Origin of the sequence: Adlercreutzia equolifaciens DSM 19450 (genome assembly GCF_000478885.1) — a bacterium.
Lineage (GTDB): Bacteria > Actinomycetota > Coriobacteriia > Coriobacteriales > Eggerthellaceae > Adlercreutzia > Adlercreutzia equolifaciens.
The window spans coordinates 550,040-566,343 of record NC_022567.1 but is presented as its reverse complement, the minus strand read 5'-3'; the positions used below and the strand labels follow the sequence as shown (position 1 = coordinate 566,343).

13 protein-coding genes are annotated in these 16,304 nt (G+C 62.1%); 2 read left to right on the top strand and 11 right to left on the bottom strand.

From position 1 onward, the window contains the following. The first annotated feature begins 15 nt into the window (after positions 1 to 15). Both AEQU_RS01970 and AEQU_RS01965 read left to right on the top strand, forming a co-directional pair. Positions 16 to 1,812: a response regulator transcription factor gene (locus AEQU_RS01970; protein WP_022739247.1), complete on the top strand. Its 1,797-nt coding sequence runs from the start codon at positions 16 to 18 to the stop codon at positions 1,810 to 1,812. A 9-nt stretch (positions 1,813 to 1,821) separates the two neighbouring features. Then, a complete protein-coding gene (locus AEQU_RS01965) occupies positions 1,822 to 2,004 on the top strand; it encodes an LPXTG cell wall anchor domain-containing protein (protein WP_022739246.1) in 183 nt (60 codons plus the stop codon). A gap of 94 nt (positions 2,005 to 2,098) precedes the next feature. On the opposite strand, the gene AEQU_RS01960 is transcribed toward AEQU_RS01965, so the two are convergent. The 11 genes from AEQU_RS01960 to argF form a co-directional block, all read right to left on the bottom strand. After that, positions 2,099 to 3,292 (bottom strand): pyridoxal phosphate-dependent aminotransferase, encoded by a 1,194-nt coding sequence (locus AEQU_RS01960; RefSeq protein ID WP_022739245.1) that lies wholly within the window; start codon positions 3,290 to 3,292, stop codon positions 2,099 to 2,101. Positions 3,293 to 3,380: 88 nt separating this feature from the next. Then, positions 3,381 to 4,694, bottom strand: coding sequence for a hypothetical protein (locus AEQU_RS01955; protein ID WP_144079456.1), 1,314 nt, complete (start codon positions 4,692 to 4,694; stop codon positions 3,381 to 3,383). 501 nt (positions 4,695 to 5,195) lie between these two features. After that, positions 5,196 to 6,554: an MFS transporter gene (locus tag AEQU_RS01950; protein ID WP_041714334.1), complete on the bottom strand. Its 1,359-nt coding sequence runs from the start codon at positions 6,552 to 6,554 to the stop codon at positions 5,196 to 5,198. A 283-nt stretch (positions 6,555 to 6,837) separates the two neighbouring features. After that, on the bottom strand, positions 6,838 to 7,983 hold the full coding sequence (locus AEQU_RS01945; RefSeq protein ID WP_022739242.1) for an amidinotransferase: 1,146 nt from the start codon (positions 7,981 to 7,983) through the stop codon (positions 6,838 to 6,840). Between the two features lie 278 nt (positions 7,984 to 8,261). Next, a complete protein-coding gene (locus tag AEQU_RS01940; protein WP_022739241.1) occupies positions 8,262 to 8,840 on the bottom strand; it encodes a TetR/AcrR family transcriptional regulator in 579 nt (192 codons plus the stop codon). 200 nt (positions 8,841 to 9,040) lie between these two features. Beyond that, the gene (locus tag AEQU_RS01935; RefSeq protein WP_051353469.1) at positions 9,041 to 10,378 is read right to left on the bottom strand and encodes an MFS transporter; all 1,338 of its coding nucleotides are present in this window, start codon (positions 10,376 to 10,378) and stop codon (positions 9,041 to 9,043) included. Between the two features lie 259 nt (positions 10,379 to 10,637). Continuing rightward, positions 10,638 to 11,198, bottom strand: a complete 561-nt coding sequence (locus tag AEQU_RS01930) for a hypothetical protein (protein ID WP_022739239.1) — start codon at positions 11,196 to 11,198, stop codon at positions 10,638 to 10,640. A 42-nt stretch (positions 11,199 to 11,240) separates the two neighbouring features. Beyond that, on the bottom strand, positions 11,241 to 12,356 hold the full coding sequence (locus tag AEQU_RS01925) for a DMT family transporter (RefSeq protein WP_022739238.1): 1,116 nt from the start codon (positions 12,354 to 12,356) through the stop codon (positions 11,241 to 11,243). Between the two features lie 258 nt (positions 12,357 to 12,614). After that, positions 12,615 to 13,760 carry an amidinotransferase gene (locus AEQU_RS01920; protein WP_022739237.1) on the bottom strand — a complete coding sequence of 382 codons (1,146 nt, stop codon included), beginning with the start codon at positions 13,758 to 13,760 and terminating at the stop codon, positions 12,615 to 12,617. 302 nt (positions 13,761 to 14,062) lie between these two features. Then, positions 14,063 to 15,019: a carbamate kinase gene (gene arcC, locus AEQU_RS01915; RefSeq protein ID WP_022739236.1), complete on the bottom strand. Its 957-nt coding sequence runs from the start codon at positions 15,017 to 15,019 to the stop codon at positions 14,063 to 14,065. Between the two features lie 247 nt (positions 15,020 to 15,266). Continuing rightward, on the bottom strand, positions 15,267 to 16,265 hold the full coding sequence (gene argF, locus AEQU_RS01910; RefSeq protein ID WP_022739235.1) for an ornithine carbamoyltransferase: 999 nt from the start codon (positions 16,263 to 16,265) through the stop codon (positions 15,267 to 15,269). Between the last annotated feature and the right edge of the window lie 39 nt (positions 16,266 to 16,304).

Below are 16,304 nucleotides of genomic sequence, written 5' to 3'. Positions count from 1 at the left end.
GCGAAAGGGGGATTCATGAGCGTTGTCGTGAGCGGACTTTTGAGTCGCGCAAAGGCATTCTGGCCCATGCTCGCAGGCATCATCTGCGCACGCACAGCCCTCATCGTGGCGTGCTACGGCAGCTACGCCTCCACCGACGACGGCATCTTCACCGACGGCTCCATGTTCGTCACCTGCGCGCTCTTCATCGTGGCGCTGCTCATCTTCTCGCGATCTCGCCGCGAGCTCGGTGCTACCGCCGTGCAGTGGATCATGGTGGGGAGCATCACCGTCGCCGCCGGAGCCTCCATGGCCCTCTCCCTGCTCGACAGCGCCGATCAAACCCTTGTGGCCACGGCTTTTGCCCTCAGCATTGCAAGCACCCTGGCCCTGTCGCTGTGCATGTTCTACTGGCTGCGCTGCCTGCGCGGCACCGACGAAGTGACGGCCGCCCTGTTCGTGTTCTCGGCCTTCTTCATCAGCGTCGGCATCGTTTACCTACTTTCGTTTCTGCCCACCCGAGCGCAGAACATCATCGGTATGGCGCTCATCGTGGCCCAGTTCGCCTTCCTCGGCCCGGCCGGCCTGCGCGCCGAGCATCCCACGGAGCGGCCGCACCGTCGGGCGCGCACCTTCTTCACCTTCGCCCGCAGCAACATCCAGGACTCCCGATTCCTCGCCGCCTGCGCGGTCGGCATGGCGCTTCTGGGATTCGTCGACGGCTTTCTCCGCGGCTACCCCGACGGCCTGCCCATCCCCTTCACCTGGAGCTCGCGGCTGGCCTACGCCTTGTGCTCCATGCTGATATGCGCCCTGCTCATGCTTCTCGTTGTGCGCCGCCGCGAGCGCGTCATGACCGTGGACGCGTTTATCACCATGGCACTTCTGGCCTCTCTCAGCCTCGTCCTGTTCGGCGCCTTCCCCTACCACTGGGAGATCGGGGCCGTGGCCGTCAACACGCTGAACATCGTCATCTGCGCCTACTGCTGGTACGTCATCATCGCCTTCACCAGCTTCGGAACCCGCGACCCCTATGTTTACGCCATGGGCGGCTGGGTAATCTGCTTCGGCTCACGCTCCCTCGCCCGCATGCTGCTGTACTTCACTTACCCGTTGGCCGGCAACGATCTGCTCATCAACTCGCTTCTCGGGGCTCTTGTCCTCATTTCCACCCAAGTGGTTCTCGTGCAGTTCATGCACGCCGAGCGCGGCGAGTCGTCCGCAGAGAACGATCGTCTGGAAGCCGAGAACGAGCGGGTCAAGCGCCAAGCCGAAGCCGATGCGGCCGAATCGGCGGCAGCGCTGGCCGAAGCGGCGCAGACATTGCAAGACGTCGTGTTCAACGCGGCAAAACGCGAAGCTTCTGCCCAGCAGACGGCCTCCGAGGCTCTGAAAGCCGCCGAAGCACGCCAGTGCATCCGTTGCAACGAGGAATGCGCCGCTATCCGGGAGCAGCTTCTCCAGATCGACCCCGCCTCGATCTCTCTCGCCTCCGCCCCTTCGTCTTCCCCCTCGGCGACGATGCCATCGCCTCTCGCCTCTTCAGCCTCGGCCGCCTTGGAGCCATCCCCTATCCCTTCCCCGCTCTCCATGGGCGAGCTGTCCGATTCCATGCGCCGCAACGTTGAGCGCATGGGCGAGCACTTCCTGCTCACCAGCCGCGAGATGGACGTGCTCACCCTTTACGCGCTGGGTCACACACAGAAGAAAGTGGCCGAAGAGCTGTTCATCACCCCCGCCACCGCGCACAGCCACATCAAGCGCATCTACAGCAAGTGCGGCATGCACTCGCGCCAGGAAATCCTCGAGTACCTCAATTCTTACGGAAGCTAGGACGCCCCCATGGAAGAGAAGCAACGTTACCTGCGCTGGCTCGGCATTCTCTGCGTCATCATGGCCGCCTTCTGCCTCGGCGTCTTCGCCATCGGCTACAAAGACCCCAGCGTAGGCCGCGTGGCGACCCTCGTCGGCCTCATCGTCGCCAGCGCCGGCTTCTTCTGGCTCGCCCGCCGCAAGCGTAAGTAGAGCCACTTTCTTTGGAAAATGACGAGAAGCGCACCAACCAAATTCCTAAAGCGGTCGGCTTGGATAAATCTGAGAAAACGAGGGCGCGCTATGGCTACGAACTCAATTTGGCTTCGTAGCTCTCCTTCAGGGCTTTGAATGCGGGCATCGAGCGTTCGATGGTGTCGCGGGCGATGCAGTAGGACAGCCGCACCCAGCCGCCGACGCCGAAGCTGTCCGAGGGAACGATGAGCAGCTCGTATTCCTTGGCACGATCGGAAAACGCCTGGGCGTCCTCTTCCAGGGCGCGCGCCCACAGGTAGAAGGCGCCGTCCGGCTCCACGTACTCGTAGCCCAGCGCGGAAAGCCCCTCAGTCAGCAGACGGCGGTTCTCCGCGTAGGCGGCCACGTCCGACGGCTCCCCCACGCAGCGAGCCGCCACGCGCTGCAGCAGCACCGGCGCGCACACGTAGCCGAGCGCCCGTCCCGCGCCCGCCACGGCCACCGCCACCGCATCGCCGTCGTCAGCGGCATCGGACACGTACACCCACCCAATGCGCTCGCCGGGAAGCGAGAGCGCCTTGGAATAGGAGTAGCACACGATGGTGCGCGCGTAGAGCGACGGCACCCAGGGCACTTCAATGCCGTAGGTGATCTCGCGGTAGGGCTCGTCGCTGATCAGGTACAAGGGCCGTCCCAGCGCCTCCTCGCGCTCGCGCAGCATGGCCGCCAGGGCCTGAAGGCTCTCGCGGGTGTACACGGCGCCCACCGGGTTGTTCGGCGTGTTGATGATGACCGCGCTCGTCTTCGGCCCGATGGCCGCGCGCAACGCCTCGATATCGGGCTGGAAGCTCGGAACCGCCGCCGGCACCTCCACGATGGTGCAGCCGGCCGCCTCGATCCACGTGCGGTACTCGGGGAAGTACGGTGACACCACGACCACCTCATCACCCGGATGGGTCACAGCGGCAATGGATGAAGCCAAAGCCGCCGCCGCACCGGCCGTCAGGTACAAGTGACCCGACGTCGCCGTCGTGTCGTAGCGCTCAGACAGATACGCCGCAATGGCCTCCTTCACCTCGGGCAGCCCCGCCGCCGGCGAATAGGCGTGAAGAGCCACCGGATCCATATCCAGAAGCTCCAGCATGGTTTCGCGCACCAGCTCGGGCGCCGGCACCGAGGGATTGCCGATCGAGAAATCGAACACGTTCTCGGCACCGATCTCGGCCTTGCGCGCCATCCCGTAGGCAAACAGCTCGCGGATGGCACTCGGCTCATCGCCCAATCCGTACATCTTCTCGTTGATCATGGCAATCCCTTTCGCACGCTCTCGCCAGCCGCAGCGCGCGGGCTGGCCTCAAGGCGGCCCTCAACGCCACCGCCCTCTCAGTTCCCTCTCAGGATACTACAAGGGGCGTCGCATCCAGGCTCGCTTCCGCCGAGCCGACCACGGCGGCCCCCAGCTGGACGATCTTCTCCTGCAAGTCGGGATGAGCACGGAAGGCGAAGGCGCGCCCCTCCTGCTCCCGCACCAGATACCCCTCGCGTTCGAGCCCCAGGAAATCGGCCCGGGCCGTGCCGTAGGCGATGCGGAATGCGCGCTGATGCGGCGCGATGCGCAAAAGAGCTCCCGGCTCGCGGCACAGCGCCACCAAAATAGACTTCTGCCGTGCGTTGATATGGGATTCGAAGATGCGCTCGATCTGCTCGTTCAGCTGCTCGAGATAGGTGATGGATGCCGCCAAGCCCTCCAGCTCGCGCAGATACAGGCACACGTTCAGCTCGAAATAGGGCGTGAAGTCGAAGCCGAAGCCATAGTCGGTCGACCACGATTCGAACACTGCCTCGTAGCGGGCCGCATCCACCGGTGCCTCCGCCAAGGTCGCATCGAAGCCCTCCGGTATCCAGCTGAGCACGGGAAAGCCCCACTTCAGGGCCAGAATGTTTCGCAGAAGCAGCCCCACGAGCACGTTCAGGCGCGGCAGCACGTTGAAATAACGGAAGAACCAGCTAATATTAAGCAGCCGCAACACGGGGCCGAAACGCATATCGTCCCCCGCCGCGCAGGCCCGCTGGCACACCAGATCCATCAGCACCTGGGATTCCGGAGGCGCCAAGCGCGGATCCAACGGCGCGAGCACCCGCTCGGGCAGCTCGGACAAATCAACCCCTTCGGAAAGCTCGTAGTACAGCGTCTCGATGAGCCCGTGGGTCACCGCGCGCCGCGCCAAGCTGTCGCAATCGCTCGACAGGCGGAAGTAGTTGGCCACCAGCTGATCGAGGGACGTCAGTGGCGGCGCGCCCGCGAACAGCTCGTGCACCCGCTCCTCGTCCATCGCGATGCCCTCGTCCGCCAGGCCGCGCATCAGCGTGCACTCGATAAAGCGCGTCACGAAAGGAGAGCCTTGCATATCCCTAAGCGATCGCGCCAGCGAGGAGTCCTCCTTCGAGCGCACCTCCAGCATCTCGGTATTGAAGGACAGCGAGCTCGTGGTCACCATCCACATGTCGGCCGTGCGCTCCGGATCCTCGGGGACGAACACGGCGGCCTGCTTGCGCACAGCGAGCAGGATGCGCCAGATATCCTCCTTCGAGTAGCCCTCGGGAAGATCGTATTCGTCCAAGTCGTCAAAGAGCAGGATGCCCACGTCCACCGCCGTGCGCAGCTCGTAGAATATGGGCAGGCTCATAAAGGCCACCAGTTCGTCCACAGAGAGCCGCTTTGTCGCCTTCGTCGACCGAGGCACCGCCTCCGTCTTTCCCCGCATCGCAGACTTCCCCGCCATCGCGCCGCCTTTCCTTGAGTTCTCCCTCTTTCATTCTATCAGCTTCGGAGTCTCCTATTATCAAAAGTTGATCTTAAAGATAGTTATAACTGAGAATGTTATTATTATTTTGTACCAAAGTTATTATCAGGAATTTAGATATTGATAATTGAAGAACGGGACTTTATAGTGAAATCAGCGAATACGCAAACGACCAGAGGAGGCCCATTATGGGAGACTGGCCCGTCATCATCCGCTAATTCCAGGGCGCTAACCGCCCAAATCCCCTGCGGCCGCCCTCCGCAGGACTCTCTGAGGTGAGAACCCCGCTGCGAAAGCCCTTGAAACGCAGCGGGGTTTCTTGCGTCTGGAGAGCGCTCCCCGTCGCAAAAAAAGGGCCTCACGCAGGAGGCCCTTCACTTAATGCAGGCAAATGGGCGGCAAAGCTTACTTCACGTCGTCCAGCTTCTTGCCGGAATGATCGTGGGTCATGCACATGGCGATGAACGCGACGACCGCGATGGCCACCATGTACCAGGCCGGCGCGATGGCGTTGCCCGTAAGGTCGATCAACCAGAACGAGATGAACGAGGCCGAGCCGCCGAAGATGGCGTTCGCCAGGTTAAACGAAAGGGCGAAGCCGGAGTAGCGCACGTCGGTCGGGAACGTCTCGGTGAGGTAGCTGGCCAGGGTGCCATCGTTGATGGTGAGCAACAGGCACATGAACAGCTCGACGATCAGAATGACCCAGAAGTTCATCGTGCCGAGCAGCATGAATGCCGGCACCGTGAACAAGATGAAGCCCACACAGGCTCCGATGAGCATCTTCTTGCGGCCCACCTTGTCGGAGATGCGGCCAGACAGGAAGATGAAGGCGATGTAGACGACGAGCACGATGGTGGTGATCGTCGACGCGTCGCTCGGCGGGTAGTTCAACGTCGTCTCCAAGTAGTTCGGAAGATACGTGAGCACCGCGTAGAAGCCCACGGCGTTCAGCACGCAGGCGCCGAACGAGATGAGCAGCACCCTGAGGTGCTTGGTGAACAGCGTGCGAATGGGATGCTCCACCTTCTCGCCCATTTCCTTCATACGCTCCTGCATCTGGGCGTACACCGGGGAATCCTCCAGATGGGTACGGATGTAGTGGGTGATGTAGCCCAAGGGAAGCGCCAGCCAGAACGGGATGCGCCAGCCCCAATCGACGACGAAGGACGAATCGGCGCCCCAAACCGTAAACATGAATGTGGCCAGAAGCGAGCCCACGAGCAGACCTGTTGCCGTGGAGGCCGGCACCATCGAGCAGTAAAACCCGCGATGGTTATGCGGCGCGTACTCCGCGATAAAGGTGGCAGCGCCAGCATACTCGCCCGCCGCCGAGAACGACTGCACCATGCGCAGCAGCAGAAGCAGAAGCGGAGCCCCAACGCCGATGACAGCATAGCCGGGCAAGCAGCCGATCAGGAAGGTCGCACCGCTCATCAGCAAGATGGACACCGAAAGCGCCCATTTGCGACCCTTCTTGTCGCCCATGTTGCCCCAGAAAATCGCGCCGATGGGACGCACGAGGAACGAGAGCGCGAACACGCCGAAGGTGCTCATCACGGCCACGGCACGATCTTCCGCAGGGAAGAACACCATGGCGATAACGGTCGCCAAATAGGAGTAGCTCGCGTAGTCGAACCATTCGATGAAGTTACCGAGGAAGGAAGACCCCGTCACCTTGCGCAGAACGGCGTGCTTCTCTGCTTCGGTCGCTTCAGCGTACGTCGTTGCCGGCTGTACCGCTTCGTTGGTGCTAGATGCCATAGCAATCACCCAACCCCAAGCCCTCTGTTGTGAAAGTTCCGGTCATGGCTTCTCCTTTCAATAAGGCCCTGACTTAAGTGTTTACCTTACCATAGGAATCATTTTATGCAGACGGGAATGGCGAAATAGTTAGTCGCACAAATCCCCTTTTTCAGTCGTGACCTGGAATCATGGCCAATAGAGCAGGGAGCTTGATTCAACTTCCAGCGACAAGCGCGCAAAAAAAGGAGCCCGCCGAAGCGGGCTCCTTTCGCAAACGCATCGCGTGAGCTGTGAGTGGGATTTACTTCCACATCTCGGGGCGCACGAGGGTGGGATCCTCGACGCGGTTCGGGAAGTAGTCGAGGCACTCGCCCTCGCGGTAGACGTCGGCGGTGGAGCAGTGCAGGCCGCCGCCGAACGGGTAGGCGTCGCGCAGGTCGCAGGGGATGACGTTCATGCCCAGCTTGTCCATCTGCTCCTGCTGATGCACCTCGGAGGCCTCCACGATGACGGTCTTCGGGTCGAGGACCAGGCAGTTCATGGACAGCCACACGGAGGAGTAGCACAGCGCCGGCGGCTCGGTGTGCGCGGGCTGGGCGGCCTCGACGATCTGCCAGTCGTTGGCCTCGAAGATGGCGCGCTGCGGCTCGGGCAGCGGGCGGTGCGGGTTGTTGATGATCAGGCCCGGGCGCAGCGGCACGAAGGTCGCGTCGATGTGGATCGGGTAGGGGTCGCCGGGGAAGTTCACGGCGTGCACGCGGTACTCGGGGTAGTAGCGCTGGAACCAGTCCATGGCGGCGCGGTTGGTGGTCAGGCCGTGCTGGATGAACAGGTCCTTGCCCATGCGCATCACGTCGGCGGCGTCCCACATCGGCTCGACCTCGGTGGTCACGAAGTCCTTGTTGGCGGTGCGCACCAGGCGCTCCTCAAGGGTGATCTTCTCGTCGTAGTAGTTGTGCTTGTAGGAGCGATCGGTCAGGCGGGGACGGGGGGCCTGGGTCCACTTGAAGTCGGGATCCTGCTCGAAGTACTCCTCCATGAGGGGCCAGTAGGCGAGATACTCATAGTAGCGGCAGCGGAAGGAGTTGGCGGCGGCCATGATCTCGTTGCCGATGGTCAGCAGGATGTCGCGCGGAGGCATGCAGGTCATCATGGAGTCGTTGCGGAAGTCCGGCGTGCCGATGGCCTGGTTCCACTGCAGCGGGGTCGGGCGGTCGACGACGACGCCGCGGTCCTCGAGGATCTTCACGAGGTTCTCGAGGCACTCGTTGCCGCGAGCCACGGTGTCGGAGGGACGCAGGCCCCACATGCCGCGCATCTCGGAGTCAACCGGCACCTTCTCAGAGGTGGCGGGCTCCTCCGGCGGGATGACGGAGTTGTCGCAGCGGCCGACGATGACGCGCTTCAGCGGATCCCAGTCGTTCCAAGAGCTGACGATCTTTGCCATAACATGTGCTCCTATCTCATAGGCACTCTTCCGTCTCTTTTGAGACTAGCTGCACTATAGCATTTCTTGCAGTTGCACAAAAGCCTTTTACCGAAGAAAGTTTTCGATTTCCTGAAAAATCATCGTCATCTTGTCAACTATGGATATCTATCATCTTTTGCAATCGCACAATATTTGTAGTACACCCCGTAACCGATTGAAGCAGCAAAAAAGACGCCCACTCCTTATTCGAAAGAGCGGGCGTCTTCCCTTTGAAACGATAGGCGAAAGCACCAGAGCTACCGGTCGAGAGCAGTCTCCAAGAGCATACGGGCAATCTCGCGCACATCGTAGCCTTCCGAGATCGCCTTCACCGCTCCCCCGTCGACGAGGGCGACGACGACCGAAGGAGTAAGGTTCACGCCGGCGCGAACGAGAATGCGGTTCACGGCCGCATCGAGAGCCTCGCGTCCCTTGCGGTAGGCCTCGGTAACCACCGGCGCTTCGGCTGAGGCGATGAGCTGAGCATAATGGGCGGGCATGGACACCGTGTCGTCTGGAAGGCACGCCTCCAGCAGAAGGTCGACCACGCGCTCGCGACATTCCTCGGGGTTGAAGGCATCGGCGGCCTGAGCCACCTTCTCGGCACGGGCGATCCACAGTTCAATGTTGTAGCAGCCCGCTTCGTAGAGAAGCTCGGTGACGGAGTCGAAATAGTAGCCCACTGAGGACGAGGCCGCACCGGCCCATTCTGCCACCTTGCGATAGGTGACGGCCTCCGGGCCGCGCTCGCGAAGCAGAGCGGCCGCAGCCAGCACCAGCGAGGTTCGCGTGATCTGAGCTTTCAGGGATTTGGGCTTGGACAACGGCTTAGCCATGGGAGACTCGCTTCCTTTTTGATTACTTTTGCGTGACTCTACCAGAAAACGCCCAACAATGAAACCCCAGATGAGAGTTATTTTCTGGAAATACTTGAAGCGCTGTCAAAGTTTCGCTTCATGGTGCAAGTGCACAAGCAAGCGACAGCCGAGCGACCCTCCCCGATCGCTCGGCTGCCGCAGAAAATGTCACTTCCCGACTATTGGATCTCGGTCAGCTTCTTCTTCGAGTTGTCGTGAGTCATGCACATGGCGATGAACGCGACCACGGAGATGGCCACCATGTACCAGGCCGGCGCGATGGCGTTGCCCGTCGCCTCGATGAGGGCGATGGAGATGAACGACGCCGAGCCGCCGAAGATGGCGTTGGCGAAGTTGAAGGACAGCGCGAAGCCGGAGTAGCGCACCTCAGTGGGGAACGTCTCGGACAGGTAGCTCGAGAGCGTGCCGTCGTTGATGGTGAGCAGAAGGCACATGACGAGCTCCACGATCAGGATGATCGCGAAGTTCTGCGAGTTCAGCAGGTAGAACGCGGGCACCGTGAAGATGATGAAGCCCACGCAGGCGATGATGAGCATCTTCTTGCGGCCCACCTTGTCGGAGATGCGGCCGGACAGGAAGATGAACGCGATGTAGGCCACCAGGCAGATCGTTGTGATGAGCGACGAGGAACCGGCGTCGTAGCCCACGGTGTCCTGCAGGTAGTTAGGCAGGTAGGTGAGCACGGCGTAGAAGCCCACGGCGTTCAGCATGCAGGCGCCGAAGGACACCAGCAAAGGCCGCAGGTGCTTGGTGAGCAGAAGCTTGATGGGCTTGTCGTCGGACTCGCCCTTGGCCTCCAGCTTCTCCTGCATCTCCTGGTACACCGGCGAGTCGGACACGCGGGTACGGATGTAGTGCGTGATGAGTCCGAGAGGACCCGCCAGAAGGAACGGAATGCGCCAGCCCCACTCGGTCACGAAGGACGAGTCGTGGCCCCACGTCATGAACATGAACGTGGCGAGCGCCGAGCCGATGAGCAGGCCCGTAGCCGTCGAGGCGGGCACGAGCGAGCAGTACAGGCCGCGGTGGTTGGACGGGGCGTACTCGGCCAGGAAGGTGGCCGCACCGGCGTACTCGCCGGAAGCGGAGAACGACTGCACCATGCGCAGGCACAGAAGCAGGATCGGCGCCAGAATGCCCACGGCTTCGAAGGTGGGCAAAAGCCCGATCACGAAGGTGGCCGCCGACATCATGAGGATGGAGGTGGCCAACGCCCACTTGCGGCCCTTCTTGTCGCCCATGTGCCCCCAGAAGAAGGCGCCCACGGGACGCATGAGGAAGGACAGCGCGAACACGCCGAAGGTCTCCAGCAGCGCCACGGTCGGGTCGCCCGGAGGCATGAGCACGAGCACGATGACCGTCGCAAAGTAGGAATAAGACGCGTAGTCGAACCACTCGATGAAGTTCCCGAGGAAGGAGGAGACTGCCACGCGCCTCAGTGTCGCGTGCTCCTCGCTGTCCCGCTGAACCGCAGCCGCTGTTTCGCTAGACGCCATGGAAATCACCCAGATCCTTTCCGAACCCCTTTTTACTTTGTGTTTTCCTCATCGGGAAACACCCCCTTTAGAAACGAGGGAGGCCCGGCATCCGTGACTCACAGATACGCGAACCTCCCTTTCTTCGTGCAAGCCGGCACGTCCCGGGGTCGGGAGGTTGTACCTCGTGCCAGCCAGCACACGTACCGCACGGTTCGGGCCGTGCGCGCCCTTAATGCGCCGAGGCCGCACGAACGCTTCGCGCGGCCTCGGTTACATCCTAGTAGTCGCCCATGTAGTCAACTTGGGCCTTGCTGGCACGCAGCACGAACGCCTTCTCGGCCTTCTTGCCGCCGGCAGCCAGCTTGCCGAGCACCACGCGCTTCAGACGCGGATACGGATTCATGCCGTACCAAGCGAACGCAGTGCCGCCGGTGTAGCACTCCACGATGCTGTGCACGGGAAGCGAGGCATCGCGCTCGGCATCGAGCTTGATGTACTCGGCGATCTCGTCGGCGCACACGTCGCGGATCACCTCCACGCTGATCTCGAGGTCGCGGGCCAGCTGCTTGAGCTGATACTCCACCTCGGCGTCATCGGCATGGGGGAAATAGGTCACGTCGTAGGTGACGGCGGAGAGCCCGGACGCCTTGGCGAAGGCGATGAACTTCTCCAGCGACACCATCTGCACATGCTCCTCGGTGCGCTCGGCGATGTCGAGCTCTGCGGGGAAGCCGGCCACGCCGTTCTGAGCGAACACAGCCTCCAGCTGCTCCTCGGTCATCGCGGGCTCGAACTCCACCGACGAGGCGATGTGCGTCAGGTTCTTAGTCATCTTCATAAGAAGCCTCTTCCTATACGGCAGTCATTTCTGACGCGCTGCTTACAGACCCTCGATGTCCTCTTGCTCGGCAATGCGGGCGGTGAGGTTCTCGGCAATCTCCTGCTGCTGCTTCGCTTTGCGCTCGGCAACCATGCCCTTGACGGACGGGATGGCGCCACCGGCGATGATCATGAGACCACCGATGATGGTGTTCACGGTCAGCGCCTCGCCGAAGACGACCAGACCCACGAAGATGGCCACGGGCACCTCCCAGTAGGCGATGGTGCCGTAGTCAGCAGCCGGCAGGTTGCGGCCGGCCACCAAGAGGAAGCCCAGAGCGATAGGACCGCAGATGATCCACAGGAGCACAGCACCGATCCAGTTGAAGGTGGTGAAGTGCACGGACAGCGCCCAGTTCTCCATGCCGGGCTGAGAGCCCAGGGAGTTCAGGATGATGGTGATGAGGCCAGCGCCCAGCACGGCGAAGATGAAGTTCCACACGCCGCGAGCCGTGGTATCAGCATCCTTGCGATAGCCATTGAAGAACATCGACAGGCCGTAGAACAGGCCGGACAGCAGACCGAAGGCGTCGCCCACGCCCTTCTGCGGGAACTCGGGCGTCGAGGTCTCGAGGCTGAAGTCGAGGCCGAAGAACTGGCCGCCCACGCCGAAGCCGAGCAGGCCCTCGCCGAACAGCATGCCGATGAACACGACGAGCAGGCAGATCCACTGCAGGCCGCTCATGGGCTCCTTGCGGAAGATGCGGGCCGCCAACACGCAGATCACCGGGCCGGTGTAGATGAACAATACGGCATTGGCAACGGTCGTGAGCAGCGTGGACGTCACGTAGCATGCCAAGGACATACCAATCATCAAACCGCCGAGAGCGATGGCGGGAGTGAGCTTGAGTTCCTTGAAGGTCTTCACCTTGTGAGTGGCGACCATCAGGATAACGAAGAACAGCACGCCCATGCCCATGCGGCCGCAGGCCATGAGAGCGCCGATGGAGTCACCGGCGTTCAGGCCCAGGGTGCCATCGAACATATCCGTTCGCGTGGCCCAGCGGCTGAACAGGGGCACGAGGCCCATGCCGGTTGCAGAGATGAGCATGGCAATGGTACCCCACCCGGTCTTCATCTGATAGCCCTCGGTTGCGTTGGTGTTTTCCTGTGCCATAATCCCTCCTTTTTCTTTCCTCTGAGGTGAGATAGGTTGAATGGAACGTCCCCTCGCCCTTAAGAGAGGCGCCCCGGACACGGAACTTGCCCTAGTTCCGTGAAATAAAGAAGGGGAACAGGCCGCGCCTTTGCGTTGAAACCTGTTCCCCTTTCTTTTCTAACTTGTGCCTCTCAGGCAGCTGCCCTTAGCTGCTGATCGGCGATTCTAACTCTCAGGCTGCTTTTCGAACCTGGGAGCCCACGATAAACGTCGTGCTTACTTCCACATCTCGGGGCGCACGAGGGTGGGATCCTCGACGCGGTTCGGGAAGTAGTCGAGGCACTCGCCCTCGCGGTAGACGTCGGCGGTGGAGCAGTGCAGGCCGCCGCCGAACGGGTAGGCGTCGCGCAGGTCGCAGGGGATGACGTTCATGCCCAGCTTGTCCATCTGCTCCTGCTGATGCACCTCGGAGGCCTCCACGATGACGGTCTTCGGGTCGAGGACCAGGCAGTTCATGGACAGCCACACGGAGGAGTAGCACAGCGCCGGCGGCTCGGTGTGCGCGGGCTGGGCGGCCTCGACGATCTGCCAGTCGTTGGCCTCGAAGATGGCGCGCTGCGGCTCGGGCAGCGGGCGGTGCGGGTTGTTGATGATCAGGCCCGGGCGCAGCGGCACGAAGGTCGCGTCGATGTGGATCGGGTAGGGGTCGCCGGGGAAGTTCACGGCGTGCACGCGGTACTCGGGGTAGTAGCGCTGGAACCAGTCCATGGCGGCGCGGTTGGTGGTCAGGCCGTGCTGGATGAACAGGTCCTTGCCCATGCGCATCACGTCGGCGGCGTCCCACATCGGCTCGACCTCGGTGGTCACGAAGTCCTTGTTGGCGGTGCGCACCAGGCGCTCCTCAAGGGTGATCTTCTCGTCGTAGTAGTTGTGCTTGTAGGAGCGATCGGTCAGGCGGGGACGGGGGGCCTGGGTCCACTTGAAGTCGGGATCCTGCTCGAAGTACTCCTCCATGAGGGGCCAGTAGGCCAGGTACTCGAAGTAGCGGCAGCGGAAGGAGTTGGCGGCGGCCATGATCTCGTTGCCGATGGTCAGCAGGATGTCGCGCGGAGGCATGCAGGTCATCATGGAGTCGTTGCGGAAGTCCGGCGTGCCGATGGCCTGGTTCCACTGCAGCGGGGTCGGGCGGTCGACGACGACGCCGCGGTCCTCGAGGATCTTCACGAGGTTCTCGAGGCACTCGTTGCCGCGCTCGACGGTCTCCAGCGGACGGAGGCCCCACATGCCGCGCATCTCGGAATCGACGGGCACCTTCTCAGAGGTGGCGGGCTCCTCCGGCGGGATGACGGAGTTGTCGCAACGGCCGACGATGACGCGCTTCAGCGGATCCCAGTCGTTCCAAGAGCTGACGATTTTAGCCATGGTTCATTCCTTTCTTGAGCACGCCTTAACCGTGCTCGCGACGATGAGGAATAATTACTATCGACAAAACCGATGAGCTGATCGGTCGGCTTTATCGATGGGTTCAATATAGCACCATTTTTGTTCACCTGCAAGAAAAAATTTCCCAGTTGAGCAACTATTTTTTTGTTGACCTGTTGTGCATACGAGCAGAATAGGAAGAGCGCGTTCTCCACCTTCGCGGAGAACGCGCTCTTTTAATGCATTAAGTTAATGTCAAGGGGCGCCTATCGCACTCCCCCTGACAGGTTGCGCATCGGTGCCTAGTCGGCGACGATGACGGTGCCCGTCTCGCCGCGCAGGCCGGCGGCCGCGCACTCGAGCGACGTGATGAGCGCCTTGCCCTCGGGGTAGGCCTCGACGTACTCGATGCAGGCCTCGACCTTCGGGAGCATCGAGCCCGGGGCGAACTGGCCCTGGGCGATGTACTCGCGGGCCTGGGACACGGTCATCTCGGAGATCTGCTCCTGCTCGGGCGTGTTGAAGTTGATGCACACCTTCTCCACGGCGGTCAGGATGATCAGCATGTCGGCACCGAGCTCGGCGGCCATGAGGGCGCTGGAGCGGTCCTTGTCGATGACCGCGGGGGTCCCGACGTAGCCGTTCTCGGTCTCGAAGACCGGCACCCCGCCGCCGCCGGTGGACACGACCACGTAGCCGTCCTCCACCAGGTCGCGCACGGCGTCGAACTCCACGATGCGCTTGGGGATCGGGGAGGCGACCACCTGGCGCCAGCCGCGGCCGGCGTCCTCCTTGACGGTGATGCCCATGGCCTCGGCCTTGGCCTTGGCGGTCTCCTCGTCCATGAACGCGCCCACGGGCTTGGTGGGGTTCTGGAACGCGGGGTCGTCCTCGTCGACGACGGTCTGGGTCACGATGCAGGCGGTCGAGCGCATGATGTCGCGGGACTTCAGGTCGTTCAGGATGGCCTGGGACAGCTGGTAGCCGATGTAGCCCTGGGACATGGCGCCGGCCTCGGGGAAGGGCATGTCCGGGGTCTTGTCGTCGTTGGCCGCCGCGTAGGCGAAGGCGTTGTTGATCATGCCGACCTGCGGGCCGTTGCCGTGGGAGACGACGACGTTGGTGCCGTCCTGGATCATGTCAACGATGTGCTTGGCGGTGTTCTGCACGAGCTCGAGCTGCTCCTGCGGGGTGTTGCCGAGGGCGTTGCCGCCCAGGGCGATGACAGCGGTCTTGCCGTTGCCCTTTTCGTAAGCCATAGATTTCACCTCAATCTTTCGGTGAACCAGCCAATCTCGCTTCTAGGTTGCATGTAAGAGAGACGAGACTGCGGTTCCAAACGGAACATAACATGCAACGGATGTGATTCTAGGTTTCAGGGCGATGACGACGCCGCGCAGAAGCATTCCGTTGTCAAATCGTAGGGGCGGAGCGCTTGTCCCCGCCCACTACTTCCAGCAGGGGCGAGCGCTCTCACTCGCCCCGATAAAGCATGTTCTGGGCAGATTAGCCGCAGAGGGTGGCGTACATGACGGCCTTGATGGTGTGCATGCGGTTCTCGGCCTCGTCGAAGACCTTGGAGGCCTTGGACTCGAACACCTCGTCCTCCACTTCCATCTCGGTGACGCCGAAGCGCTCGGCGATGTCAGCACCGATGGTGGTGTTGGTGTCGTGGAAGGCCGGCAGGCAGTGCAGGAAGATGGCGTCGGGGTTGGCCATGGCCATGACTTCCTTGGTCACGCGGAACTTCTCGAGATGCTTGATGCGCTCGGCCCACACCTCGTCGGGCTCGCCCATGGACACCCACACGTCGGTGTAGATGACGTCGGCGCCGGTGCAGGCGTCCTTCACGTCGTCGGTGCACTTCACGGTGCAGCCGTTCTCGGCAGCGATGGCCTCGCAGGTCTTCACGAGCTCGGCGTCGGGCATGTTCTCCTTCGGGCCGCAAGCCACGAAGTTCATGCCGAGCTTGGAGCACACGACCATCAGCGAGCGGGCCACATTGTTGGCGGCGTCGCCCATGAACACGAGGGTCTTGCCCTTGATGTCGTAGTTGAAGTTCTCCTGCACGGTGAGGATGTCGGCGAGCATCTGGGTGGGATGCCACTCGGTGGTCAGACCGTTCCACACGGGCACGCCGGCGTTCTCGGCCAGATCCTCCACGTCGGTCTGGGCGAAGCCGCGGAACTCGATGCCGTCGTAGAAGCGGCCGAGCACGCGGGCGGTGTCCTCGATGGACTCCTTCTTGCCCATCTGGGAGCTGCCCGGATCAAGGTAGGTCACGCCCATGCCGAGGTCCATGGCGCCGACCTCGAAGGCGCAGCGGGTGCGCGTGGAGGTCTTCTGGAACAGCAGCACGATGTTCTTGCCCTCGAGGTAGCGGTGCGGGGTGCCGGTGCGCTTGAGATCCTTGAAGTTCTTGGAGAGCTTCAGCAGGTACTCGATCTCCTCGGTGGAGAAGTCGAGCAGGCGGAGGAACGGACGACCGCTGAGATTGATAGGCATGTTCTGTTTCCTTTCCCTTGAAAGAGACATTTGTATCGC